Origin of the sequence: Runella sp. MFBS21, from assembly GCF_029433105.1 — a bacterium.
Taxonomy (GTDB): domain Bacteria; phylum Bacteroidota; class Bacteroidia; order Cytophagales; family Spirosomataceae; genus Runella.
This window is the reverse complement of record NZ_JARNTW010000018.1, coordinates 1-21,869: the sequence shown is the minus strand read 5'-3', so window position 1 is coordinate 21,869 and position 21,869 is coordinate 1. Positions and strand designations below refer to the sequence as shown.

Here is a 21,869-nt window from a genome sequence, read left to right as displayed (position 1 = left end):
TTCTTGAAGATATCTATTACTGCCAATTATCATAGTTAGATTTCAAACTCCAAAAAAATCCAAACATAACCACCGAAAGTCCTAACCCTACGAAACCTCCAATAAAAAGAAGTACAATAGAAAGGAAAGGCACTAATAACATTCTTTTACCCACTTTTTGCATGTCTTCGGGTTCCAGTTGATACTCGGAAAGTTTAAATCCAAAATAGGCAGCACCGATACAAAAAATCCATTTGATGATATCGGTTCCAAAAAAACCGTACATTCCCGAAATGAGAGTGAGTACAATACCAATAGCAGAAATGACGATACTAATGATAGCAATTGACTTAATAGTAGTAGGTTTAATCATGATTTTGACTTTATTTTGAGGAATTGTTTTGGTTACTATTTCTTGTTTTTTTTCTAATTCTTCTTCAGGATTGCCTCTCAATCTATTCCCTAATTCCTGCTCAGATAATAAAAAATTAGTTGTTGGGATATTTTCAATCTTTTCTTGTTTTTTTTCTTTTGCCTCCAAATATTCTTTGACTTTGATTGGGTTATCGTATTCACTTGATAGAAGGAGGTATTGGTCTTTGAGGTTTTTTTCTATATACCTCGCAGGTTGTTCATAATCAATTTCTTCACTCCACTCATAGGCAATGCTTGTTAAATCATAATAGATATATATATTGTTGTCCTCAAGAGTTAAATATCCTGTTCCCGTTACAGTATCTTCTCCAGTGCTAGGTAGATTTAACTCTTCAAAAATTAGCTCTTCGAGATTGAAATAAAAATCGTCGTATTCTAATAATTGACCATCAACAAAGGGGGCAACATGCCCTTCATCATTACCACAGTCAAAATCAAGCTTGATTTTTTTTCCAGATTTAAGTAATTCATTTAACTCATGCTTTAGTCCATATTTATCAATTTCTTTCATTTTCTTGTTCTTGAAGCCAGATTAAATCAATTTTGCTAGGGAAAATTTGCCATTTATGAATAAGTCGAAAATCCTTTAAAAGATGATTGATTGTTTGTTGAGGTGAAATATATTGAGCCAGTAATAGAGCTTTTTCTAGGCCATAAATTTTTTCAACTAAATATACACCAAAATTACTACAAGTAATTATCATTGATGATTTACATGATGAGCGCAATAAAGGTTTGAATAAAAATTCTTTTAATTGTGAATCCTCAATATTAGGTATAATAAAATCATTTGGCAACTCAAAATCAATAAACCAATCATTTAAGGTTGGGATAAAACCACTTAAATCTTCCTTGCAATGTTCGGCGGCAATATCTCGAACTAAAATGGTTTTGTTATCAGTGTTGACAATATAATGTCCAAATAAAGAAATGCATAATTCGATACCGTAAAGATTGTGAAGCATTGCGCGGTGCTTTGCATGGAATATGAACAATTTGCTAGAATCGATGAAATCATGAATGCTAAAATAGTCCTCAGGCAGTCCTCCAAATTTTTTTGTTGATAATAAGCAATGCTTCCAAACGTTCATTTTACTTAGCTGTTTTAGTTTTTGATAGAAAAGCTACATACTTAATTCTCATACTCGTACCTCTGCATCCTCGGGAGCGAGGCTAATCTGTTTAGGGGTAAGATTAAACAGGCATTAAAAATAAAAATATTTTTAGAAGTTTAAAGATTGAAAAAGTACAATTTTGATGATGTTAAAACTTAATACTACATAGGCTTTAACCCGTTTATTTACAAATAGTTGACTAATTTGACTTTCGTTTAGAAAGTGTGGTATTATTTCTTGTTTAACGAAAATTTTATAAAACTCTTTCAAGAGAATAAACTATATTTGTAGCCATAGCATTTACAAATCAGTTAAAAATTTTTATTTTTCCTTTGATTTGTCCCATAAAATAAAACTTAATCCTTGATTATGAGCTACTTGGTAAAAGAATCTAACAATTACCGATACATCGATGAAGGGCAAGGAGAGGTACTGTTGCTTCTGCATGGCTTGTTTGGTGCTCTCAGCAACTGGGATGGGGTAATTAACCATTTCAAGAAAGATTACCGCATTATCATTCCTATGCTTCCTATCTATGAAATGAATCCTAGGGAGGCAGGTTTAGAAGCTTTGGTAACTTTTACGGAAGGGTTTGTAGCTTCTCAACAACTAAGTGATATGACGCTCATTGGCAATTCGCTCGGTGGGCATATTGCGATTTTGTATACTCTCACACATCCTGAGCAAGTCAAACGTTTGGTATTGACAGGCAGCTCTGGGCTGTTTGAAAATGGCATGGGAGGCTCTTATCCTAAGCGGGGTAGTTATGAATATATTTCTGAGCGTGTAGCTTATACATTTTATGACCCCAAAGTAGCCACTAAAGAGCTGATTGATGAAGTTTTTGAAACTACATCAAGTATTCCAAAATGTATGAGTATCGTAGGGATTGCCAAATCAGCTCAGCGAAACAACGTGGCAAAAGACCTGCACAAAATTCAAGCACCGACATTGTTGGTGTGGGGACTCAATGATACAATCACCCCACCACATGTAGGGCACGAGTTCAATCGATTGATTTCTAATTCGGAATTATATTTCATTGACAAATGCTGTCATGCTCCTATGATGGAGCACCCTGAACGCTTCAATGTATTGTTGGAACAGTTTTTAGCAAAACACGCTATAGCTGAGTTGGCATAGTGAGTAGTCAAAGTTTGTACGTTTTGGGTTCAAACTTTGGCTACTTTTTGTTAAGAAATTCCTATCTCTTGTAATTCTACGAGCTTCTATTACTTTTACATCCTTGAAAGTATATATAGCTTGTAATGATGACATTTCGTCGCCCGCCTTCTCGGTTTAGTTTTCTTCCTCAATGGCTCGCTTTCCTGGATTTTATGGGAATATTTGAGCGTGACCCTTTTGGCAACTCCCTGTTTATCAAGCGCATCTTAATTTCAGTCATTGGTTGGTTTACGTATTGGCGCTTTACGGTGGTCAACAAAATGCAAATCGAAGGTATCGAGCATCTCGAAAATCTTCCTGAAAATGGGGTATTGTTTTTGTCAAATCATCAGACCTATTTTGCGGATGTCATTTCCTTTTATCATATTTTTTCAAGTGTAAAGTGGGGGTTTAAAAGTACGATAGTACCGCCTCTGTATTTGTTGGCTCCAAGAGCGCGTAGTTATTATGTAGCTGCTAGTGAGACAATGAAAGCCGGAATTGTTCCTAAGCTTTTTGGATTAGGAGGGGCACTGACGGTGGAGCGCTCGTGGCGTGCCGAAGGAAAAAATGTAAAACGTGAGCGCGACGCCTCGGCGGGCAATAAAGTCGCTGAAGCATTGGAACACGGGTGGGTGGTGAGTTTTCCGCAAGGTACAACGAGCCCCTATGCGCCTATCCGAAAAGGTACGGCACACTTGGTTCTTGAAAATCAACCGATTGTCGTTCCTGTGGTCATCAACGGCTTTCGAAGGGCTTTTGACAAAAAAGGGTTGCGTTTCAAGAAACGTAATACCGTCTTAAGCGTAAGATTCAAAGCTCCAATGGTGTTTGATGATTCGATGTCGGTCGAGGATATTGTCGAAAAAATTCGTAAAGAAATAGAACAGGAAATTCCTGAAAAAATGGTTTGGATGAAAAAAGAAGGGGAATAAGATTATTTGATTTCACCCTTCACCGAAAATGTTTTCTTATCTGTCAACGTCAAATGTTGAAATCCACTTATTTCGTAAGTTTTGATAAGCCAAATACCTTCGGGGCGCATTGTACAAGTAAGCAATAGCTTTTTTTCTGACTCAAAAAGTTGATTTTCTTCTTTTAAAGTAGCTTCCACAGACGACGGTTTTTTAGAAACACCGTCAAGGGTGATTTTCAATAGCTTAACGGGTAAGTTTTCGCCTTGCTTGAGGGTATATACATAGGAAGTAGATGCGGGCTGAGAGACATCATAGCTTAATTGATAAGCTTGCTTGTTGAGGTCAGCTTTCAGAAACAGTTCTAATTCTTTGGCCCAATCAATTTGAGTAGTGTTGAGGACTTCTTTGTCTGCTCCTACAGACATTTGCTTGCTAACTAGCGGTTTACGTTTGTTTAGCTCGACTATTTGTTGGTCAATAAAACCTTTCAGGTCAAAATAAGAAAGTGCAGAGGTAGTTTCGGTAGGGTTGTTACAACCGAAAGTGCCTATGAAAATTAAAACAATAAAAAGTAGTTGTCTCATAAAAAAAGTGCTTCTTGGACTTAACCAGAGAAGCACTCGAAAAGTTCTAAAATTAGATATGTTGTATAGACTACAGCAGGCTTTCTCCGGTCATTTCTTGGGGTTGAGCTACGTCCATAAGTGCCAAGATAGTGGGAGCAATGTCGGCTAGTTTGCCATCTTTGGGCTGTCCTTTATACTCATTTCCTACAAATATACAGGGAACTAAGTTGGTACTATGAGCGGTATTTGGCGTGCCATCGTCGTTGCGCATATAGTCCGAATTTCCGTGGTCGGCAATAATAATAGACGTATAGCCATGTGCCATTCCAGCCGTAGCAACGGCTTCGGTACATTGGTCAACGGTCTCGCAGGCTTTTACGACCGCCTCAAAAACACCCGTATGGCCAACCATGTCGGGGTTCGCAAAATTGAGACAGATAAAATCGGCTGTTTCGGCTTCTATTTCGGGCAAAATGGCGTTTCTAATGTCAAAAGCAGCCATTTCGGGTTTTAAATCGTAGGTTTTTACATCCTTTGGTGAAGGGCACAAAAGCCTTTTTTCGCCTTCAAAAGGCACTTCTCTACCTCCCGAAAAGAAAAATGTCACGTGAGGATACTTTTCGGTTTCTGCAATACGGATTTGGGTCTTGCCGGCATTGGCCAATACTTCGCCGAGGGTATTGGAAAGATTGTCTTTGTCATAAATAACTTTGACTCCTACGAAAGCATCGTCGTAGTTGGTCATAGTTAGATAATACAGACTTAGTTTGTGGGTATTTTGCTCGGGGAAATCCTGCTGAGTGAGCATCTCTGTGATTTCACGACCACGGTCGGTACGGAAATTAAAGCAAAGTACCACATCTCCGTCTTCAATCGTAGCTACTGGCGTGCCGTCTTGATTCACAGCCACGATAGGCTCAATAAATTCGTCAGTAATATCGGCATCATATGAAGCTTGAACACTCTCTAGCAATTGGCTAGGGGCTACTTGTGTCCCTTCTCCTCTGACCATTGCGTTATAGGCTTTGGCTACGCGTTCCCAACGTTTGTCGCGATCCATGGCATAAAAACGTCCGGTGATACTGGCAATTTTTCCGGTCGTTTTAGTGAGGTGTTGTTCCAAATCGGTCAAAAAGCCTAAGCCACTTCTGGGGTCGCAGTCGCGTCCATCTGTGAAAGCATGGACGTATACATCGCTTAGTCCTGCATTTTGGGCCGCTGTACAAAGCCCTTTCAAGTGATTGATATGAGAGTGAACACCCCCGTCAGAAACCAGCCCAATAAAGTGTACTTTTTTTCCAGCGTTTTTGGCATAGTTGAAGGCTTCTATCAAAGTAGGTTCCTGAGCAAGCGTGCCATTTTCGACGGCAAGGTTGATTTTTACTAAATCTTGATATACGATACGACCCGCCCCAAGGTTGGTATGACCTACTTCTGAGTTGCCCATTTGTCCGTCGGGTAAGCCAACGGCCAAGCCACTCGCTTCTAGTTTACTATGAGGGTATTGTTGTAAGATACGATCATAAAAAGGAGTATTGGCAGCGATTACGGCGGAGCGATTTTCTTCGCCAACTTTGGCGATACCCCAGCCGTCCATGATGATTAAAATGACTTTTTGACTCATATTGTGGGTTTATTTTAAACTTCTAAAATTAAGTAATAAAGAGTGCTTTATTATTTATTCTTTTCTTTATATCAACAATTTTTAAACGATTATCGTCTCAAATTTTCAAATTATAGATGGTGTTCTTTGATAAGGTATTCTAAAAAAATCTCTCCACAACGTAGCACAATCTGATATACATTTTCAAAGGCCGTAATGTCATCATAATAAGGATCAGGAACATGGGAGCTATCGGCCTGTTCATCAAAATCGCGGTAAAGAAATACACGTCCTTCTTCGGGATAAAAACCCGTAGAGCGATAACTCTGCGTCTGAATATACTCTAAATTGGATTCATCCATGGCGATGATATAGTCAAAATTGGCAAAATCATCACTAGAAAGTTTGCGAGCTTGGTGGGTAAGTTGGATGCCGTAGTCGGCAGCAACGCGGCGTGAGCGGCGGTCGGGGAGAGAACCTATATGATAGCCATGTGTACCCGCCGAATCGCAGGCAATTTTGGCAGAAAGCCCTTTTTTTTCTATTAAATCTCTGAATGTACCTTCGGCAAGGGGAGAACGGCAAATATTACCTAAACAAACAAATAAGACATTAATCATACCGATGTTGGTATCGATTGTAGTTGTATAAACATCCAACAATCTGTGGGTTACTTTTCAAATGGCTCCCCTTTGGCATCCACAAGCACAAAAACGTCTTCGCTGTCTTTTTTCATAAAATATTTTTCGCGAGCGTATTTTTCCATGAGCTTGTCGCTACCTAGGGTGGAAGCTTGTTCTTTTTTCAAGGACTCTATTTGATCTAGATAATATTCTTTTTGACTTTTGAGCTCTTGAAGTTTAAACCAGTTGCCAATTTGGTCTGGAATGCTGTTGAGCTCAAAAAAGCCTAACCATGCAAACAACATTACTAAACTTGTAAAATAGAAATTTCGGAACAAACGAAGGTATTTCATAGGTTTAGTTTTGTTTGAGTAGGAAGAAAAAATAAGACTTACTCTTTAAAATATAACTATGTTGGTATCTATTAGCAGTTGGCTCAAGCCAACTGCTAATGAGACAATCCTTAAAAGTTTTTGCCAGGGAAGTAGGCTGTTTCGCCAAGTTCTTCCTCAATACGTAACAATTGGTTGTATTTGGCCATACGATCAGAGCGCGAAGCCGAACCAGTTTTGATTTGACCTGTATTAAGTGCTACGGCCAAGTCAGCGATGGTGCTATCTTCGGTTTCGCCTGAGCGGTGGCTCATGATGTTTTTGTAGCTATTGCGTTTTGCTAAGCTTACGGTATCGATAGTTTCGGTCAATGACCCGATTTGGTTCACTTTTACCAATACTGCGTTGGCTACTTGTTGTTCGATTCCCATTTGGAGACGTTTAACGTTGGTCACAAACAAGTCGTCACCTACGAGTTGGCATTTTTTGCCGATAGCCTCAGTGTGTAGTTTCCAACCTGCCCAATCGTCTTCGGCCATACCGTCTTCGATGGAGATAATGGGGTATTTGTTTACCCAATCGGTCCAGAAATCAGCCATTTGGGCAGAAGTCAATTCTTCTTTGCTTGATTTCTTGAATACATAACGGCCTTTTTCTTCGTTCCAAAGCTCAGATACGGCAGCATCCATGGCGATAAAGATGTCTTCGCCCGGACGGTATCCTGCTTTTTCGATAGCCGTTAGGATGGTTTCAAGCGCTTCTACGTTCGATTGGATGTTGGGAGCAAAACCACCTTCATCGCCTACGTTGGTAGAGTATCCTTTCGATTTCAATACACCTTTCAATGCGTGGAAAACCTCCGTACCCATGCGTAGGGCTTGAGAGAAAGTTTCGGCGTTGGTCGGCATTACCATAAACTCCTGGAAGTCGATAGCGTTGTCGGCGTGAGCGCCACCGTTCATGATGTTCATCATAGGTACAGGAAGGGTGTTGGCATTTACGCCACCTACGTAGCGGAACAATGATAAACCAGCTTCTTGAGCAGCCGCTTTAGCTACGGCGAGCGATACACCTAAGATGGCATTGGCTCCTAATTTACCTTTATTGGCAGTACCATCAAGCTCAATCATGATTTTGTCAATCTGATTTTGCTCATATACAGAAAGTCCTAATAATTCGGGATAGATAATTTCATTGACGTTTTGAACGGCTTTCAAAACACCTTTGCCCAAATACACGCTCTTGTCATCGTCGCGGAGTTCGACTGCTTCGTGAATGCCAGTAGAAGCGCCTGAAGGTACGGCAGCGCGACCCATGAAGCCATTTTCGGTGCGAACTTCAACTTCTACGGTAGGGTTACCGCGTGAGTCGAGAATTTGACGGGCATGTACCGATTGGATTGTACTCATCTTGTCAGGTAGGTTTTGTTTAATAATTTGAAAATAAGACGTTGACTGGTAGTCGTTTGAATTACAAAGTAAATCAAAAAAAGCGGGAGCTAAAAAGAAAGCTATTTTTTTAATTGAGCATTTGAAAGAGATAGGGATTGTGGAAGGAGTATCAAGTATATTTTTTTAGTTGTTGATGTGAATATAATAATAGTACAATTATATTTTTTTGAGAGTTTATTGTTGAAAACAAACAATATTCTATATTTATTGGAAATGATTATTTTTTGTATTGTGTTTGTTGTTATATTTGAAATATTAGTTTGGTTTGTTAGTGATATGTATTGTTTTTTTTAATACTATTATTGGCAAAGTTATATTTTACACACTTCATCCATTATTAGTTAACATGAAAAAAATTTTACTAAGCATGAGCTTAGTGGGCTATATGTTTATGGCCCAAGCTCAAAGCAAAAATGATTGGTTTAAAGGAGAAATCCTGCTTACCAGCGGCGAACGTTTGGAAGGCAGCTTGGTTTATGCCAACGACGTAGAAGTTGTATCTGTGAAACTACCAGAAGGTATTCAAAAATCATTTGGAAATGTGCAACTTCAGTCTTTTGAGTTTTTGGATACTAAAAATCAGCGACTTCGCCGTTTTAAGACCAATACCTTACCCGAAAATGGCCGTATGGCGGTTGTTGAAGTGGTATTGGAAGGAGAGGTTGAAGTGGTAAGATGCTTCAAAATGAGCAAAAAAAACTATGCTCGGTCATTTTACAATCATTTGCCTCTTCAAGAGACCGAACATAGCTTTTATCGATATTATGTACACGACGGGGTGAGTCTTACGACTTTAGAGCATTTCTTAAAAAAGAAATATCGCCATAAATCAGTCCATTGGCAGGGTGAGCTTGAGTTGTTTAGACTCCGAAACGACTTAGACAATGGGGTATCAAGCTGGTTAAAAACCTTATCTTTCTTTAATATTTTACAAGAAGATTGGAGGCGTCAGCAAAAGCCCCTCATGCTTAGAGATTCTTTGCAGTGGGCGCGCCAGGTTTATTAGGGAGCTAGCCGCTCAACTGCCTGCCAAATTCTTTCGGCTGGCATGCAAAGTGACAAGCGAATGTATCTTTGCCCTTTGGGTCCAAAAATAAAGCCCGGAGCGATAAAAATATGTTTTTGGTACAGTAAGTCATCTACCAGTTTCTCCGCAGATGCAACTTTTTCGGGGAGCTTGGCCCACAAAAACATGCCTTCTTGACTTTGATCATAAGTACAATTCAAAGCTTCTAAAAAAGCTTTGGCAGCATCCAAACGGCTTCGATACACATTGTTTTGAGCAATGTGCCATTCGTCAGCGTTTTGGAGAGCAGCTACGGCGGCTTGTTGAATTCCCAAAAACATGCCAGAATCTACGTTGCTTTTGATAGTGAGGATGGCATCTATGTAGTCTTTGGCTGCTGAGAGCCATCCCACACGCCATCCCGCCATATTGTGGGACTTCGACATAGAATTAAGCTCGATGGCTACTTCTTTGGCTCCTTCAATTGAGAGCAGACTAATCGGGGGTTTTTGGTTGAGAATGAGGCTGTAAGGATTGTCGTGGCAAAGCAAGATGCGATGCTCCAAGGCAAACTTAACCGCTTTCTCAAATAACTCGCGAGTGGCGGGTGCTCCCGTGGGCATGTGAGGATAATTAAGCCAAATGATTTTGGTTTTGGGCGTGACCAAGGATTTCATGGCTTCCCAGTCGGGTTGCCACTGTTGGTTTTCCAAAAGAGGGTATTCGATTACTTTGGCTCCTACCATCTCACTTACTGCGCGATAGGCGGGATAGCCTAGTTCGGGTACAAGTACTTCATCATCAGTATCTAAGAAGGTAAGGCTGATATGGGTGATTCCTTCTTTAGAGCCGATGAGTGGTAAAATTTCAGATTCGGGATTGAGAGCGACGCCATAGACCCGGGCGTACCATTGGGCAATCCCTTGGCGAAGCGCCGGAATTCCTTTATAGGCTTGATAGCCGTGGCTATTGGCAAGAGAAGCAGAGTCGGTGAGTGCTTTGATGGTCGCTTCGGAGGGTGCTTGGTCTGGATTGCCAATTCCCATATTGATGACATCATGGCCGGCTGCAATAAGTTTGCGGACTTCGGCGAGTTTGACCGAGAAATAATATTCTTGGGCTTGAGTGGCGCGTTGAGCGAGTTGGATAATCATTGACTAAATACTGGAACCTGAAAGAGTACAATAGGAAGGAAACCACCCAAACGTACCCATTTTACAATACAACAAACGGTTTGGGACTAAAACAAAGCACAAAGATAATGAGCGAAATCCAACCTAAAATTTGGCGCGTAAGATTTAGGGGCTTGGCATCGTCGGTAGGGGGGTGATAAACGCCCAAAATACGCCCTAACAAAAATCCAAAAACTAAAAAACCTGAATAGCCCTCTGCCTGAGGGAAAACGAGCGAAATGCCTAACTGAACCGTAACAGATAATAAGGCTAACATCCAACTAGTGAGGGGGTTGGATTCGGAAATTCGGCTAAAGCAGATTTGTAAAAATAAAATATAGAGCCCCAAATAACCTACTTTTTGCCAGAAAATTTCGTCGTTGGCAATCGCAAACTCTTCAGGATGATATACCCCTAAACCAGCGTAGGTAATAAAAATAAAAAATAAGATGGGTGCTACAATTCTAAACTTTTTGCCCCCAATCAGTCCATAAAGTACGTGACCGCCGTCGAGCTGGCCGATTGGAATCAGATTGAGCGAGGTGAAAAACAGCGCTAAGTATCCCGCTAAGAGAAGGGGATAGTGGATGATTTCTTGAGGGGGGGGAAGGCGAGTGGGGTCTGCTACATAATTTTTAAAGAAAGAAAAAAGCAGATTATCACCCAGCAGAATATTGCCACTCATATTTTGATTGGCATAGACAACTCGGGCAAATCCCATTCCAAATTTTTTGTATTCGGGATGAATTTTGAAGATATAATCTAAGGTGGGGAGGTTGGCAAAGCCGTACCAAAGTACGCCTACTGCTACTACAAAGCCAGCCAAAGGGCCTGCAATCCCAATATCAAAATATTTTTGACGCGAACGGATGAATTCTTTGATCCGAATAAAAGCCCCTAAAGTACCGATAGTTTGTCCAAATCCTAACCACAAAGGAATATAAAAGGGAAGCGTAACGCGGACCTTGTGTTTTTTGGCGGCAAAATAATGACCAAATTCGTGTACTGTCAAAATCCCTAAAAAAGGGATAGAAAATTGAAATCCTTGCCAGAAGTGTTCCCAGCCAAGTGGATTTTCAATTTTGAAAAAAGGTAAATCAAATGGGCGTCCAAACATCCACTCTGCCCCCGACAAAGAAGTGGTAATGAGCGTTGCAATAAACAACAGGAGTTGGATGATATGAATGCGTTTGATATTCATGCTGTGTTAGAAATCGCGTAAGTACTCAATCATCGAAACAGGTTTTTGGACATGAATCGTCTGAATCCCGCAAATAGAGGCTGCTTTGATATTGTCAGCATTATCATCCAAAAATAAGGTTTCGTGGGTTGCCAAACGGGCTTGTGCCAACACCTCTTCGTAGATAGCGGGGGTGGGTTTCATGATGCCCATTTCGTAAGAAAGAAAAAGTTTTTCGAAAAGAGTATCAAGTTTTTCGATGCCAACCGTACGATAAAGGATTCGGTTTACTTCTTCGACGTGAATAGAACTAGTGTTGCTCAACAAAAACAAACGATAACCTTTTTGGACGAGTTCTTGGAGTTTTTGGATGCGTTGGGGGGGGATGTCGAGCAAAAGTGAGTTCCAAGCTTGGTCGATGGTCTCATCCGTCCAAGTGGGTTGTTGGAGAAGTTCTCGGATATAGTCTCTAAACTGAACAGCGGATAGCTGTCCAGTTTCAAATTTTTTAAATACTTCGTTTTGATGAATCAGCCCTTGAATTTCGTTCAAGGGCTTTTGGGTCAAAGAAGCAAATGACTGAGCCGCGAGAGGTACATCAATATTGATGATGACATCACCTAGATCGAATATGATATTTTTGATATGTTTCATTTACTCAATAAAAACACCCATTGAACAAAACTTATCAATTCGTTGGTTGATACGCTCCTCGGGGCTTAGTTTTTGAAGTTCGTTGATATGCTCCAAAATTACTTTCTTGAGGGTGCTAGCCATGGCTTTATGGTCAAGGTGAGCACCACCTAGTGGTTCTGGTACAATACCATCTACCAAGCCTGCATCTTCCATGTCTTTGGCGGTGATTTTCATCGCTTCGGCGGCTTGCTCTTTAAAATTCCAGCTACGCCACAGAATAGTAGAGCAGTTTTCGGGAGAAATGACGGAATACCAAGTGTTTTCGAGCATCAGCACACGGTCTCCGATGGCAATTCCTAATGCACCTCCCGAGGCGCCTTCACCGATTACGATACAAATAACCGGTACTTTGAGCATAAACATCTCCTTGAGGTTGCGAGCAATCGCCTCCCCTTGGCCGCGTTCTTCGGCCTCAAGCCCCGGAAATGCGCCTGGGGTGTCGATGAGAGCCACGATAGGTTTATTAAATTTCTCGGCCAATTTCATCAGGCGAAGGGCTTTGCGATAGCCTTCGGGATTGGCCATGCCAAAGTTGCGTTGTTGGCGTTGTTTGGTATTACGACCTTTTTGCTGGCCAATAATCAAAAGATTTTGCCCATCAATGTTACAAAAACCTCCCACCATAGCGGGATCGTCACGTACCGTACGGTCGCCGTGAAGTTCAATAAACTCCTCACACATAAGCTCAATGTAATCGAGCGTGTAAGGGCGGTCTGGATGGCGCGAAAGCTGTACCCGCTGCCATCGAGTGAGGTTCTGGCTTATATCTTGCCTCAATTGTACGATGCTAGTTTCGAGTCTAACGACGGCCTCCGATACATCCACTTGGGTAGTTTCAGCTAATTTCTTAAGCTCTATAAGCTTGGATTCAAGGTCAGCCACAGGTTTTTCAAAATCTAAATAGGTTGGCATAGCGTAAATTGCTTACAATTCAAAAGTTTGTCCTTTTACAGGAATCTCAACATTCTCGTACCCCATAGAAGTCAAAGTATTTTTGAAAGCTTCCATACTTGGGGCTTCTCCGTGCACGAGAAATATTTTTTTCAGGGTTGTGGGAGATTGTTGTTGTACAAATTTGACGAGGTCATCGCGGTCTCCGTGGCCGCTAAATACGTCAATTTTTTCGATATTGGCCAATACTTGTTCGTCTTTCCCACGAATACGTATCGTATTTTGGCCGTTGAGAAGGCGCCATCCAAGGGTGCCTTCGGCACAGTAACCTATCAACAAAATAGTACAATAAGGATTACTAATGTTCTGAGCTACATGGTATTCGACGCGTCCCCCACGTACCATGCCGGAAGAGGAAATGATAATACACGGCTCTGTATGGTTTGATACTGACCGACTGGCATCGGTACTTTCAAGATAGATTAAATTTTCGAAATCAAACAAGGTTTCATTGTCTTCATAAAACTCTCGCGCTTCTCGATTGAGCATTCGAATATTGCGCTGATACACCCGAGAACTTTCAAACGCCAAAGGACTATCAGCAAACACTTTGATAGGAGGAAGATGATTGTCAGTGTAGATTTTGTTGAGGGTATACAAAAGCGCTTGAGTACGTCCCACGCTGAAAGAGGGAATAATAAGACGTCCAGGAATATCGATGCAAGTACGGCGGATGACATCTTCTAAGGCCAATTCGGGAGTGGTTTTGAGATCATGGAGGCGATCTCCGTAAGTACTTTCGCACACCAAATAATCTACTTGCGACAATGTGCCGGGATCATTGAGTAAGGGATAGCCCTGCCGTCCAATGTCGCCCGAAAAGCCAATTACTTTTTTTTGTCCATTCTCCCAAGTTTCTACCAAAATATGAGCAGCGCCCAATAAGTGTCCAGCTGGCACAAAAGTTACAAAACAATCGTCGGCAACTTTAAATCTTCTATTAAATGCTAGTGGTACAAAATTTTCAAGAGCTTCCTTTACTTGTTTTTCGAGATACAAATCTTTGGGAAGGTCTTTCTTTTTTTTGCCTTTTTTACGCTTAGGGCCATTGGCGTTGTTGATTTCGTTGAGGCGTTTTTGATTAAGAATCGCCGCATCTTTAAGCAAAATCGCTGTCAATGAGTAAGTAGAATCCGTACAGAGGATTTGCCCTTCATAGCCGTCGCGATACAGATTGGGGATATTGCCCGAGTGGTCGATGTGGGCGTGGGTCAACAGAACCAAATTGATACTAGAAGCCTCGAAGGGAAAAAGCGCGTTAGGAAAAGGTGTGTCTGTCTCGTTTTGAAGACGTTTGCGGTCGCCACTTTCAAAGTCTGAGCCACAATCTACCAAAATTCGATAATCGTTGTCTAATTCTAGGAGGTACATGCTGCCTGTAACCTGCTGAGCAGCACCCCAAAATGTTAATTTCATATATATTGCTCGCTCCTTGTCCCAAAGGGGGTTATTACATTCCTCTAACGAGGGGACTCAACCAAAGGTTTTCAATGTTTGAAGAATGATTGTTACAAAAGTATCAAAAATGATGACATATATCACATTTGGGACATTTATTGAACCAACAGAAAGCTATTTTGGTAGGATTTTGATTGAGTAAAGTTACTCAGTCAAAGGGACTGAGCGGGCGATACGCTCTTCGAGAGAAATGAAGGTTTCGGTACGTTGGATACCTCCTACTTTTTGGATTTTGTCGTGTAATACTTGACGGAGGTGTTCGGTGTCGCGGCAGACTATTTTGGCAAAAATACTATAAATACCCGTAGTATAATGAATATTGACAACCTCAGGGATACGTTCGAGTTCAATGGCTACTTCTTCGTAAAGTGAACTTTTGTCCAAATAAATCCCTAAAAAAGCGCTGATATCCCAACCTAAACGGGTTTGGTCTACTAATAATTGAGCTCCTTTGACAATGCCAAGTTGCTCAAGTTTTTTCATACGTACATGTACAGTACCGCCCGATACGTTCACTCTTTTCCCGATTTCGGTGTAAGCCAAATGCGCATCTTCCAACAAAAGTGCCAGAATTTTGAGGTCAGTACCGTCAATTTTGTCAATTTCTAAATTTCGGTCCATGATGAAGTGATAAAATTGAATTTTATTCAACAAAAGTCGTGTTTTATTAAATAAAATCAAAATTTTTAAAATTTTTGCTATAAGATTTGCAATGAAAGATGAAAAGTGTTAGTTTTGCATCGTCAATCTACTCAATTGAAATGTTTAGTAAATAACATTGAGTAAGTTTAAACGACAAAGTTCTTTTATACTGTAGGATGATGAAACTTGGCAGCCATGCCCTCCTGTCTCGGGGGTGGTGACAACAGGACAAACACGATATAATGCCGGCACTCTAGTCGACTGGGGTAGACCACCAAACTTTGTATCGCGGCTAACTGCACCGTGGGCGGTTCGAATCCCCCTCCTACAGCAAGATACTCAAGGATAGCTTGTTGGACCATTTCGCACTGCGAACTATTGAATCTAACAAGTTATCCTTTTAAAATATCCCAAGAGGTAGCGTCGATGACACAACCTCAAAAAATAAAGAAACTATTTGGTTTTTAGTTTGTTGATGAAGTGTAATTGCGACACGCAGGCTCAACTTGAGGCCTGTGTGTTTTTTTTATAACCTCCAAAACTATAAAATCTAGGAAAGATTGCCTTGATTTGTAGGTGTATCCCTATTTTTCTAAATCTATTTCTATGATTTTTACGTCTGACGCCGTGGTTTTGGGGCTCTTGATGATTACCCTTGCCGTTATTTTTTATACAGCTTCTCTTGAGCATCCTTTCTGGAAAAAACTTTATACAATCGTCCCTCCTTTATTGCTTTGTTATTTCATACCTGGTCTTTATAATTCATTTGGAATTATTTCGGGCGAAAAATCAAAATTATACTCCGTTGTTTCCCAATATTTACTACCAGCCTGTTTGGTCTATTTTACACTTGGCATGGATTTTAAAGCAGTGTTGAGATTAGGCCCCAAAGCCCTCATTGTATTTTTTGCGGGTACACTCGGAGTGATGTTGGGTGGGCCTGTTGCTGTTGGCATAGTCAAAAGCGTAGCTCCAGAGGTAGTTGGTGGGCAAGGGGCTGATGCTGTATGGCGGGGGCTATCGACGATTGCGGGTAGCTGGATAGGAGGCGGTGCTAACCAAACTGCCCTCAAAGAGATATTTCAGCCTAGTGACCGACTGTTTTCGCAGGTGATTGCAGTAGATGTGATTGTGGCCGAGATTTGGATGGCGGTACTTATCTACGGTGCTGGGCAGGCGAGTAAGATTGATTCTTTTTTTAAAGCTGATGCCTCTTCTATTGAAGAATTAAAACATAAATTAGAGAAGGAACAAAAAGTATCACAGCGCTTGCTCACGCTCAAAGATTTGGTATTGATAGGTGCGGTAGGGTTTGGTGCTACGGGGTTAGCGCACCTTTTTGCCGATTTTATGGCTCCGTGGATTAAAGAGCATTATCCTTCTCTCGAAAAACTAAGCCTTACCTCCAGCTTCTTTTGGGTTGTATCTACAGTGACATTGATTGGTATTGTGCTTTCTTTTACGCGTTTACGCCAGCTTGAGTTTGCTGGAGCTTCCAAAATAGGGAGCCTTTTTTTGTATATTTTGGTCGCAACTATTGGGATGAAAATGGACATTTTTGCAGTTGCCGAAAACCCTGGACTGTTTGCCGTCGGTATTATTTGGATGTCGATGCACGTGATTATTACACTAGTCGTTGCCAAACTCGTCAATGCTCCTTTCTTTTTTACCGCCGTAGGTTCACAAGCCAATGTAGGCGGGGCGGCTTCGGCGCCTGTGGTTGCGGCTGCTTTTCATCCTTCTTTGGCATCTGTAGGGGTTTTGTTATCTATACTAGGATATGCCGTAGGTACTTATGGCGGGTACTTGACTGGCTTAATGATGCAGTGGGTTGCGGAATAAAACCATATAAAATAAATATTTTGAAGAGTAGATAATCGACATATAATACTTTTCGAAATATTATATCATATTAAAGCATATACTACCTATAACCTGACCAACCTCTCTATTTCTATGAAAAGCAATATTTATATCTATTTCAAGTGCTGCTTTGTGAGTCAACTCCGCCACCGCTAGCTTACTTTCCATTTTTCTATTCTAAAAGCCATGGCTAATCAAGCAACCCTATGAGGGTTTTTAGTAACGTATATATATATGCTTGAGAAAAAAATCGACTTGCTTTGGCGTTCTGATTATTAGTATTTAGGGGGCTTTTGGGGAGCTGCCTATTTGCTCAACTTATATATCTTATGTTTTTTAAGTTTGTCATTATGAGGAACTTATTGGTTTTTCTGTATTGTCAAGCTGGTACTTGTTACTTTACTATTCAGCATTTTTATTTTTAGCTTACTTCTTTTTATATTATGTCTAATTATCCACACATTCACCCTATTGCACTATGGACAATGCAACACCTCTCCCTGTTTTTAATCAGAACCAAAACCCTTATTATGAGCCTATTGTATTTAATCGAGAGGTAATGGAAGCTCATTCTTCTCTCAATTGTATTAATATTTTTGAAGGATTTTATCTGCATTGTCCTTTGGCGACTATTCAGATTTCTAAAGAAGGTATTGGTTTGGTGATAGATAATGTTTTTTGTTCGGCAGCCGATACTGATATTTGGACGATAGATTCTATTCCTATTTCGTTGATTTCAATCGCTGTGCCTTGGGAGTGGGCGTATGCGCGGTATCCTCTTGAAGTTTTTTATAGTATCAGAGCAAAGTTAAATCTAGATCTTACCTTGACACCGCTCAGTTTTAGTAGGCAAGATCTGCATAATTTATTGCATATTACCTCCTTAAAAGACTCCCTATATGACAAAGGGGTGGCTAAAAAACAAATGATAGGGAGTCTATTAGATGGCTTCTTTGCGGATTATTTACCTGAACTGTTTTTTACGCGAAAAAATGTTTTTGTCGAAGCTACCACACAAGATGAAGAAAAACTTGCCCAACTCTACGATAAATACATCGCTCAACCGCTGGTAAAGCTACCTTCGCTTGAAGAAATGGCAAATGAGGCAGGCATGAGTGTGTCAAAATTTAAAAAAACATTTAAAACCAAATACGGAAGGCCAGTATTTGAATGTCATACCGAAATAAAACTGAACTACGCATTGGATTTACTCCAAAATGGATATAAAGTAGAAGACGTGTCAAAACTTTTGGGATATAGTCAGCCTATTAAATTTATTGATGTTTTCAAAAGATGGTTTCATATTACTCCCGGCAAAGTAAAGAAAAATGTCTCTTCAGACGCAGAATAACCTTTAAATACAAAAGAGCCTCCTCATAAAATGGAGAGGCTCAAAAAGTCATTACCACTACTTTAATAAGTTAGACAAATATATCAAAAGTATAATTATTTATCAAAATTTTTTTATTTTAAGGTTAAAAGAAAGTAATACTTGCAGTTTTCTATACCACGACTATGAAAGGACACGCTGCTACGCCACTGATCCGAAGCACTTTTAAAGCTTTTTGCCTAGGCTTTGAACACAGGGAAAACGGAGGTTTCAATCCTTGTTCTACTGGAAAGTGCTTTTAAAGAGCATATTCACTACAACTACGACTTTCTTTAATTCTTACAAACATTTTATAGTACCAAAACTTGGTCTCATAATCAAAGTTTCATAACTTGTTAAATAAATGACTGGTAACGTTATTGGGAATGAAACTTACGTTGACATTTTATCCGAAGTATCAGCCAAGTATCACGCTTACTGTGATATATGTTCCGGAGCTCGACAGTGCTGAGAAGCGCCCTTACTTACATGTATCTAGTAACACCGCTTATGTAGACTGGGAAAACTTTAAAATATTTAATAATACAGACATTAAAGCCAAAAAGGAAGCTTTTCAGCGTCTACAAAGGATTGATTAAGGGATAGAGAAACTGAGGTTATCACTATATATTTAGCCATTTTAAACCATTCTAACCATTCTATGGATAACTCTTTAGGATATTTTCTTATTGACTTCCTTTATGAAAGTAATGAGGGAAGTGATTCCATTGTAGTGTCGCAGGTTGTAAAAAAAGATGATACTTGGGGAAATTTAGTGAAAAATGCCCCTGTCGTGGAAAATTATAGATGTGTGGGTTTTTTTGCAGATATGATTCCCGTAGATTATGATCCTACAAAACATTCGATACTGAAAAAAAAACTTTAACTTATTCTCCAAAAACTTGCTTACTGGAGTCGTCGTTTTCTTTGGGTGTAGCCGAAAGTATGAAGACTTACTGATACTCAAAAGGCTTTTGAAAATATCTTGTGTAGAAAATATCTAAAGCTTCAATAGACTGACTATAAAAGCCCTTCGAAAATTTATTTTTCAGTGAGTTGTCGATGTACAGATTTTACAAAATCTACTGTAACACCAGCAACTTCTGCAATTTGCTCAAAAGGCAAATTTAGTTTTTGAAGTAAGTTAGTTACACACTTCGTTTGTGCTCGTTCTTGCCCACGGAGATAGAGAACGTCCCTTTCTTCTTTGATGTATTCTGCAATGCTGTCCATAGCGTTTTTTAAATTGAGCGACCCGCCGCAGCGGTTCTAAGTTACGAAGTTGAGCTAAAACACGCAACTGATTGAAGTACCTCTTTAACGAAAATTCTCCTTTGGTAGTTTCCTTGATGCGGACAAGTATCTGTTTTAGAGCATTTTCGGGGTTTTCTCCTTTGAAATTTGCCAAAATGTCTAAGATAATTTTGACACGCGCAGTCATATGCTCCTTGAACCTTGGCCATATCTCGATTGGGATTGCAGTAGCGAGTCTATTTTTTGCACTTTTGCTCGTAATGTTTAAATGATAGTTTCTTGACTTAAGCTATTTCTTCACTTATTAGTGAAATTTTTCCTGTATTTTTCGTTATATTTTCATATTAGGTACTAATTTTGCAGTATAATTTCATATATAAGTGAAACGTATTGTTATTATATGTATTCATTATAAACCTCCTCGTTAAGAAAAGTGAACTACGAAATTGTCAAAATGCAAGCTTTTAGTGGAGGGGAGGCAAGTGTCTATTCTATCATTCCACAGGGAGATAATGAGACATTGCTTGATAAGTTTGTGGGGGAATACGTATATGAATACAAAAATGAAATAAAACAAATACTTCAGCGGATAAAAGTGATTGGTCATAACACAGGAGCGAGAGAAAGCTTCTTTAAACAAGAGGGTGATTACGAATTTCAGAAGCGTTATGGAAAGTATGTTTATGCACTGTATGATGAGGAAGAAAGCAATCTTCGGCTGTATTGTATAAGGTTTAGCGGAATTGCAATAATACTGGGTGGGGGCGGTTATAAAGATAAAGCAATAAGAAGGTGGCAAGAAGATGAGAAACTATCGGAAGAGGTTAGGAGGATAATGAGCTATGCAGAATGTATCATAAAACAGATAGATAAGGGTGATTTGCATTGGGAGGGTATGGAATTGGAAGGAAATTTAAAAAACTACGACGATGAATAAAGAAACTAAGGCAAGGACGTATAATAGCTCTAGACTTCAGGAGTTACTAGACGAAGTCGATCCAAAAGAAATGGAAAAGACAAAAGTAAAAATGCAACTTGCTGCTCGGATTGAGGATTTGATGAGAGCTAAAGGTTGGAATAAGTCGCAGTTTGCTGAACATACTGGAAAAAATCCGTCTGAAATCACTAAGTGGTTGAGTGGAACCCATAACTTTACTATTGATATATTAACTGAAATTGCCTTAACCCTTGATGTAGAACTGATGACCTTGTTAGGTGCACCCATAAGCAATCAGGTGGTTTATCAGAAAAAAATCGAAGTTAAGGTTGTAGTTCAGCCTATAGTTTTACTAACTCCATCTAATGGGCAGGAGGGAAAAATGGTAACGGCATCAAGTCATCAATTCAGTTCTTCTTTTTCACAACCAAAGGTATACGAAGCATAAAATGGAAAAAGTAGAAGATACTCTAGACGTTGGGGTGAGAATAAATAGGATTGAGTTGCTAGCTAGTTCGTTGAACTCTCAACTCAATCCGAATTCTTTATTAAGAAATGCTAGTTTTGAGGTTCGTATTGAAAATAGTGTTAATAGTGAGGAAAAACTAATTTTTGTGATTGTACATACTAAAATTACTAACGAAGAACGAACGATTGTTTACGGGACTTTGTCAGTAAGTTGCATTTTTGAAATTCAGGGCTTTGAAAAGGCGGTTAGGGAAGCCGAAGGGAAGGTAGATATAAATTCGCAATTGCGAGATTCTCTAAATGATTCTGCGATTTCTACGGCAAGAGGGGTGATGTTTTCTACTTTTAGAGGTACTTTCTTGCATAACGCAATTCTTCCGCTAATAGAAAAAAATACGGATATGTGGTGAGTCTGGCTGTAATGAAAAATTAAATCTAAGAATCCCTAAATACAAGTTATTTTGAGTGATTTTTAGTTAAATCTAAGACTATATGATTTTAAGGTGTTATTTTACTGAGACTTGCAAGGATTGGGAGTGTACGCTGAACTGTGTCAGGATTTGGGAGTGTACGCTGAACTGTGTCAGGATTTTAGTTTTGCCTTTTCAGCCTCCGAGGTAATTTTCTCTGTCAGCTTGTAATCTATCGCCAAATTTAATGTACAATTGCGACATGGCCAACCCCCAAT

Annotated in this window: 24 protein-coding genes; 10 read left to right on the top strand and 14 right to left on the bottom strand. The window is 39.8% G+C overall.

Annotated features, from left to right (window positions below; genetic code table 11):
• Nucleotides 1-16: 16 nt before the first annotated feature.
• Nucleotides 17-925 carry a hypothetical protein gene (locus P1X15_RS24810; protein WP_277340831.1) on the bottom strand — a complete coding sequence of 303 codons (909 nt, stop codon included), beginning with the start codon at nt 923-925 and terminating at the stop codon, nt 17-19.
• The gene (locus P1X15_RS24805; protein ID WP_277340830.1) at nt 912-1,505 is read right to left on the bottom strand and encodes a DUF6915 family protein; all 594 of its coding nucleotides are present in this window, start codon (nt 1,503-1,505) and stop codon (nt 912-914) included. The genes P1X15_RS24810 and P1X15_RS24805 overlap by 14 nt, the downstream gene beginning before the upstream one ends.
• A 393-nt stretch (nt 1,506-1,898) precedes the next feature.
• On the opposite strand from P1X15_RS24805, the gene P1X15_RS24800 reads away from it, so the two are divergent.
• A complete protein-coding gene (locus P1X15_RS24800) occupies nt 1,899-2,672 on the top strand; it encodes an alpha/beta fold hydrolase (RefSeq protein ID WP_277340829.1) in 774 nt (257 codons plus the stop codon).
• A gap of 128 nt (nt 2,673-2,800) precedes the next feature.
• Nucleotides 2,801-3,628: a 1-acyl-sn-glycerol-3-phosphate acyltransferase gene (locus P1X15_RS24795; protein WP_277340907.1), complete on the top strand. Its 828-nt coding sequence runs from the start codon at nt 2,801-2,803 to the stop codon at nt 3,626-3,628.
• 2 nt (nt 3,629-3,630) lie between these two features.
• Here P1X15_RS24795 and P1X15_RS24790 read toward each other — a convergent pair whose 3' ends face one another.
• The 5 genes from P1X15_RS24790 to eno form a co-directional block, all read right to left on the bottom strand.
• A complete protein-coding gene (locus P1X15_RS24790; RefSeq protein ID WP_277340828.1) occupies nt 3,631-4,194 on the bottom strand; it encodes a hypothetical protein in 564 nt (187 codons plus the stop codon).
• A 70-nt stretch (nt 4,195-4,264) separates the two neighbouring features.
• A complete protein-coding gene (gpmI, locus tag P1X15_RS24785) occupies nt 4,265-5,800 on the bottom strand; it encodes a 2,3-bisphosphoglycerate-independent phosphoglycerate mutase (RefSeq protein ID WP_277340827.1) in 1,536 nt (511 codons plus the stop codon).
• Between the two features lie 110 nt (nt 5,801-5,910).
• Complete coding sequence (locus P1X15_RS24780) at nt 5,911-6,399, bottom strand: low molecular weight protein-tyrosine-phosphatase (protein ID WP_277340826.1); 489 nt, start codon at nt 6,397-6,399, stop codon at nt 5,911-5,913.
• Between the two features lie 50 nt (nt 6,400-6,449).
• Nucleotides 6,450-6,755: a septum formation initiator family protein gene (locus P1X15_RS24775; RefSeq protein WP_277340825.1), complete on the bottom strand. Its 306-nt coding sequence runs from the start codon at nt 6,753-6,755 to the stop codon at nt 6,450-6,452.
• A 110-nt stretch (nt 6,756-6,865) separates the two neighbouring features.
• Nucleotides 6,866-8,143 (bottom strand): phosphopyruvate hydratase, encoded by a 1,278-nt coding sequence (gene eno / locus P1X15_RS24770; protein ID WP_028667828.1) that lies wholly within the window; start codon nt 8,141-8,143, stop codon nt 6,866-6,868.
• A 388-nt stretch (nt 8,144-8,531) separates the two neighbouring features.
• On the opposite strand from eno, the gene P1X15_RS24765 reads away from it, so the two are divergent.
• Nucleotides 8,532-9,191, top strand: coding sequence for a hypothetical protein (locus P1X15_RS24765; protein ID WP_277340824.1), 660 nt, complete (start codon nt 8,532-8,534; stop codon nt 9,189-9,191).
• On the opposite strand, the gene P1X15_RS24760 is transcribed toward P1X15_RS24765, so the two are convergent.
• The 6 genes from P1X15_RS24760 to P1X15_RS24735 all read right to left on the bottom strand — a co-directional run bounded on the left by P1X15_RS24760 (nt 9,188) and on the right by P1X15_RS24735 (nt 15,269).
• Entirely contained in the window at nt 9,188-10,345 is a 1,158-nt protein-coding gene (locus P1X15_RS24760; protein WP_277340823.1) for a pyridoxal phosphate-dependent aminotransferase, read from the bottom strand. The two genes, P1X15_RS24765 and P1X15_RS24760, sit on opposite strands and share 4 nt — an antisense overlap.
• Nucleotides 10,346-10,406: 61 nt before the next feature.
• The gene (locus P1X15_RS24755; RefSeq protein ID WP_277340822.1) at nt 10,407-11,564 is read right to left on the bottom strand and encodes a site-2 protease family protein; all 1,158 of its coding nucleotides are present in this window, start codon (nt 11,562-11,564) and stop codon (nt 10,407-10,409) included.
• A 6-nt stretch (nt 11,565-11,570) separates the two neighbouring features.
• The gene (locus tag P1X15_RS24750; RefSeq protein ID WP_277340821.1) at nt 11,571-12,197 is read right to left on the bottom strand and encodes an HAD family phosphatase; all 627 of its coding nucleotides are present in this window, start codon (nt 12,195-12,197) and stop codon (nt 11,571-11,573) included.
• A complete protein-coding gene (locus tag P1X15_RS24745; protein WP_277340820.1) occupies nt 12,198-13,151 on the bottom strand; it encodes an acetyl-CoA carboxylase carboxyltransferase subunit alpha in 954 nt (317 codons plus the stop codon).
• A 12-nt stretch (nt 13,152-13,163) separates the two neighbouring features.
• The gene (locus P1X15_RS24740; protein ID WP_277340819.1) at nt 13,164-14,606 is read right to left on the bottom strand and encodes an MBL fold metallo-hydrolase RNA specificity domain-containing protein; all 1,443 of its coding nucleotides are present in this window, start codon (nt 14,604-14,606) and stop codon (nt 13,164-13,166) included.
• Between the two features lie 186 nt (nt 14,607-14,792).
• Nucleotides 14,793-15,269, bottom strand: a complete 477-nt coding sequence (locus P1X15_RS24735) for an Lrp/AsnC ligand binding domain-containing protein (protein WP_277340818.1) — start codon at nt 15,267-15,269, stop codon at nt 14,793-14,795.
• 627 nt (nt 15,270-15,896) lie between these two features.
• Here P1X15_RS24735 and P1X15_RS24730 point away from each other — a divergent pair.
• From P1X15_RS24730 to P1X15_RS24715, 4 genes are all read left to right on the top strand, one after another.
• Nucleotides 15,897-17,132, top strand: coding sequence for a DUF819 domain-containing protein (locus P1X15_RS24730; RefSeq protein ID WP_277340817.1), 1,236 nt, complete (start codon nt 15,897-15,899; stop codon nt 17,130-17,132).
• A gap of 499 nt (nt 17,133-17,631) precedes the next feature.
• The gene (locus P1X15_RS24725; protein ID WP_277340816.1) at nt 17,632-18,504 is read left to right on the top strand and encodes an AraC family transcriptional regulator; all 873 of its coding nucleotides are present in this window, start codon (nt 17,632-17,634) and stop codon (nt 18,502-18,504) included.
• A gap of 404 nt (nt 18,505-18,908) precedes the next feature.
• On the top strand, nt 18,909-19,121 hold the full coding sequence (locus tag P1X15_RS24720; RefSeq protein WP_277340815.1) for a hypothetical protein: 213 nt from the start codon (nt 18,909-18,911) through the stop codon (nt 19,119-19,121).
• Between the two features lie 62 nt (nt 19,122-19,183).
• Nucleotides 19,184-19,408 carry a hypothetical protein gene (locus P1X15_RS24715; RefSeq protein ID WP_277340814.1) on the top strand — a complete coding sequence of 75 codons (225 nt, stop codon included), beginning with the start codon at nt 19,184-19,186 and terminating at the stop codon, nt 19,406-19,408.
• A gap of 155 nt (nt 19,409-19,563) precedes the next feature.
• On the opposite strand, the gene P1X15_RS24710 is transcribed toward P1X15_RS24715, so the two are convergent.
• The gene (locus tag P1X15_RS24710; protein WP_277340813.1) at nt 19,564-19,755 is read right to left on the bottom strand and encodes a hypothetical protein; all 192 of its coding nucleotides are present in this window, start codon (nt 19,753-19,755) and stop codon (nt 19,564-19,566) included.
• Between the two features lie 454 nt (nt 19,756-20,209).
• On the opposite strand from P1X15_RS24710, the gene P1X15_RS24705 reads away from it, so the two are divergent.
• The 3 genes from P1X15_RS24705 to P1X15_RS24695 are packed head-to-tail and all read left to right on the top strand — an operon-like array spanning nt 20,210 to nt 21,591.
• Nucleotides 20,210-20,713, top strand: coding sequence for a hypothetical protein (locus P1X15_RS24705; RefSeq protein WP_277340812.1), 504 nt, complete (start codon nt 20,210-20,212; stop codon nt 20,711-20,713).
• Nucleotides 20,706-21,161, top strand: coding sequence for a helix-turn-helix domain-containing protein (locus P1X15_RS24700; RefSeq protein WP_277340811.1), 456 nt, complete (start codon nt 20,706-20,708; stop codon nt 21,159-21,161). Before P1X15_RS24705 ends, P1X15_RS24700 begins: the two co-directional genes overlap by 8 nt.
• 1 nt (nt 21,162) lies before the next feature.
• Nucleotides 21,163-21,591, top strand: a complete 429-nt coding sequence (locus P1X15_RS24695) for a hypothetical protein (protein ID WP_277340810.1) — start codon at nt 21,163-21,165, stop codon at nt 21,589-21,591.
• The last annotated feature ends 278 nt before the right edge of the window (nt 21,592-21,869 follow it).

Coding starts and splice junctions, on each gene's coding strand:
- P1X15_RS24800 (WP_277340829.1), top strand. CDS start 1,899: ATGAGCTACTTGGTAAAAGAATCTAACAATTACCGATACATCGATGAA.
- P1X15_RS24765 (WP_277340824.1), top strand. CDS start 8,532: ATGAAAAAAATTTTACTAAGCATGAGCTTAGTGGGCTATATGTTTATG.
- P1X15_RS24795 (WP_277340907.1), top strand. CDS start 2,801: ATGACATTTCGTCGCCCGCCTTCTCGGTTTAGTTTTCTTCCTCAATGG.
- P1X15_RS24790 (WP_277340828.1), bottom strand. CDS start 4,194: ATGAGACAACTACTTTTTATTGTTTTAATTTTCATAGGCACTTTCGGT.
- P1X15_RS24755 (WP_277340822.1), bottom strand. CDS start 11,564: ATGAATATCAAACGCATTCATATCATCCAACTCCTGTTGTTTATTGCA.
- P1X15_RS24740 (WP_277340819.1), bottom strand. CDS start 14,606: ATGAAATTAACATTTTGGGGTGCTGCTCAGCAGGTTACAGGCAGCATG.
- P1X15_RS24805 (WP_277340830.1), bottom strand. CDS start 1,505: ATGAACGTTTGGAAGCATTGCTTATTATCAACAAAAAAATTTGGAGGA.
- P1X15_RS24725 (WP_277340816.1), top strand. CDS start 17,632: ATGGACAATGCAACACCTCTCCCTGTTTTTAATCAGAACCAAAACCCT.
- P1X15_RS24720 (WP_277340815.1), top strand. CDS start 18,909: ATGAAACTTACGTTGACATTTTATCCGAAGTATCAGCCAAGTATCACG.
- P1X15_RS24780 (WP_277340826.1), bottom strand. CDS start 6,399: ATGATTAATGTCTTATTTGTTTGTTTAGGTAATATTTGCCGTTCTCCC.
- P1X15_RS24750 (WP_277340821.1), bottom strand. CDS start 12,197: ATGAAACATATCAAAAATATCATATTCGATCTAGGTGATGTCATCATC.
- P1X15_RS24775 (WP_277340825.1), bottom strand. CDS start 6,755: ATGAAATACCTTCGTTTGTTCCGAAATTTCTATTTTACAAGTTTAGTA.
- P1X15_RS24760 (WP_277340823.1), bottom strand. CDS start 10,345: ATGATTATCCAACTCGCTCAACGCGCCACTCAAGCCCAAGAATATTAT.
- P1X15_RS24745 (WP_277340820.1), bottom strand. CDS start 13,151: ATGCCAACCTATTTAGATTTTGAAAAACCTGTGGCTGACCTTGAATCC.
- eno (WP_028667828.1), bottom strand. CDS start 8,143: ATGAGTACAATCCAATCGGTACATGCCCGTCAAATTCTCGACTCACGC.
- P1X15_RS24730 (WP_277340817.1), top strand. CDS start 15,897: ATGATTTTTACGTCTGACGCCGTGGTTTTGGGGCTCTTGATGATTACC.
- gpmI (WP_277340827.1), bottom strand. CDS start 5,800: ATGAGTCAAAAAGTCATTTTAATCATCATGGACGGCTGGGGTATCGCC.
- P1X15_RS24700 (WP_277340811.1), top strand. CDS start 20,706: ATGAATAAAGAAACTAAGGCAAGGACGTATAATAGCTCTAGACTTCAG.
- P1X15_RS24710 (WP_277340813.1), bottom strand. CDS start 19,755: ATGGACAGCATTGCAGAATACATCAAAGAAGAAAGGGACGTTCTCTAT.
- P1X15_RS24715 (WP_277340814.1), top strand. CDS start 19,184: ATGGATAACTCTTTAGGATATTTTCTTATTGACTTCCTTTATGAAAGT.
- P1X15_RS24810 (WP_277340831.1), bottom strand. CDS start 925: ATGAAAGAAATTGATAAATATGGACTAAAGCATGAGTTAAATGAATTA.
- P1X15_RS24695 (WP_277340810.1), top strand. CDS start 21,163: ATGGAAAAAGTAGAAGATACTCTAGACGTTGGGGTGAGAATAAATAGG.
- P1X15_RS24735 (WP_277340818.1), bottom strand. CDS start 15,269: ATGGACCGAAATTTAGAAATTGACAAAATTGACGGTACTGACCTCAAA.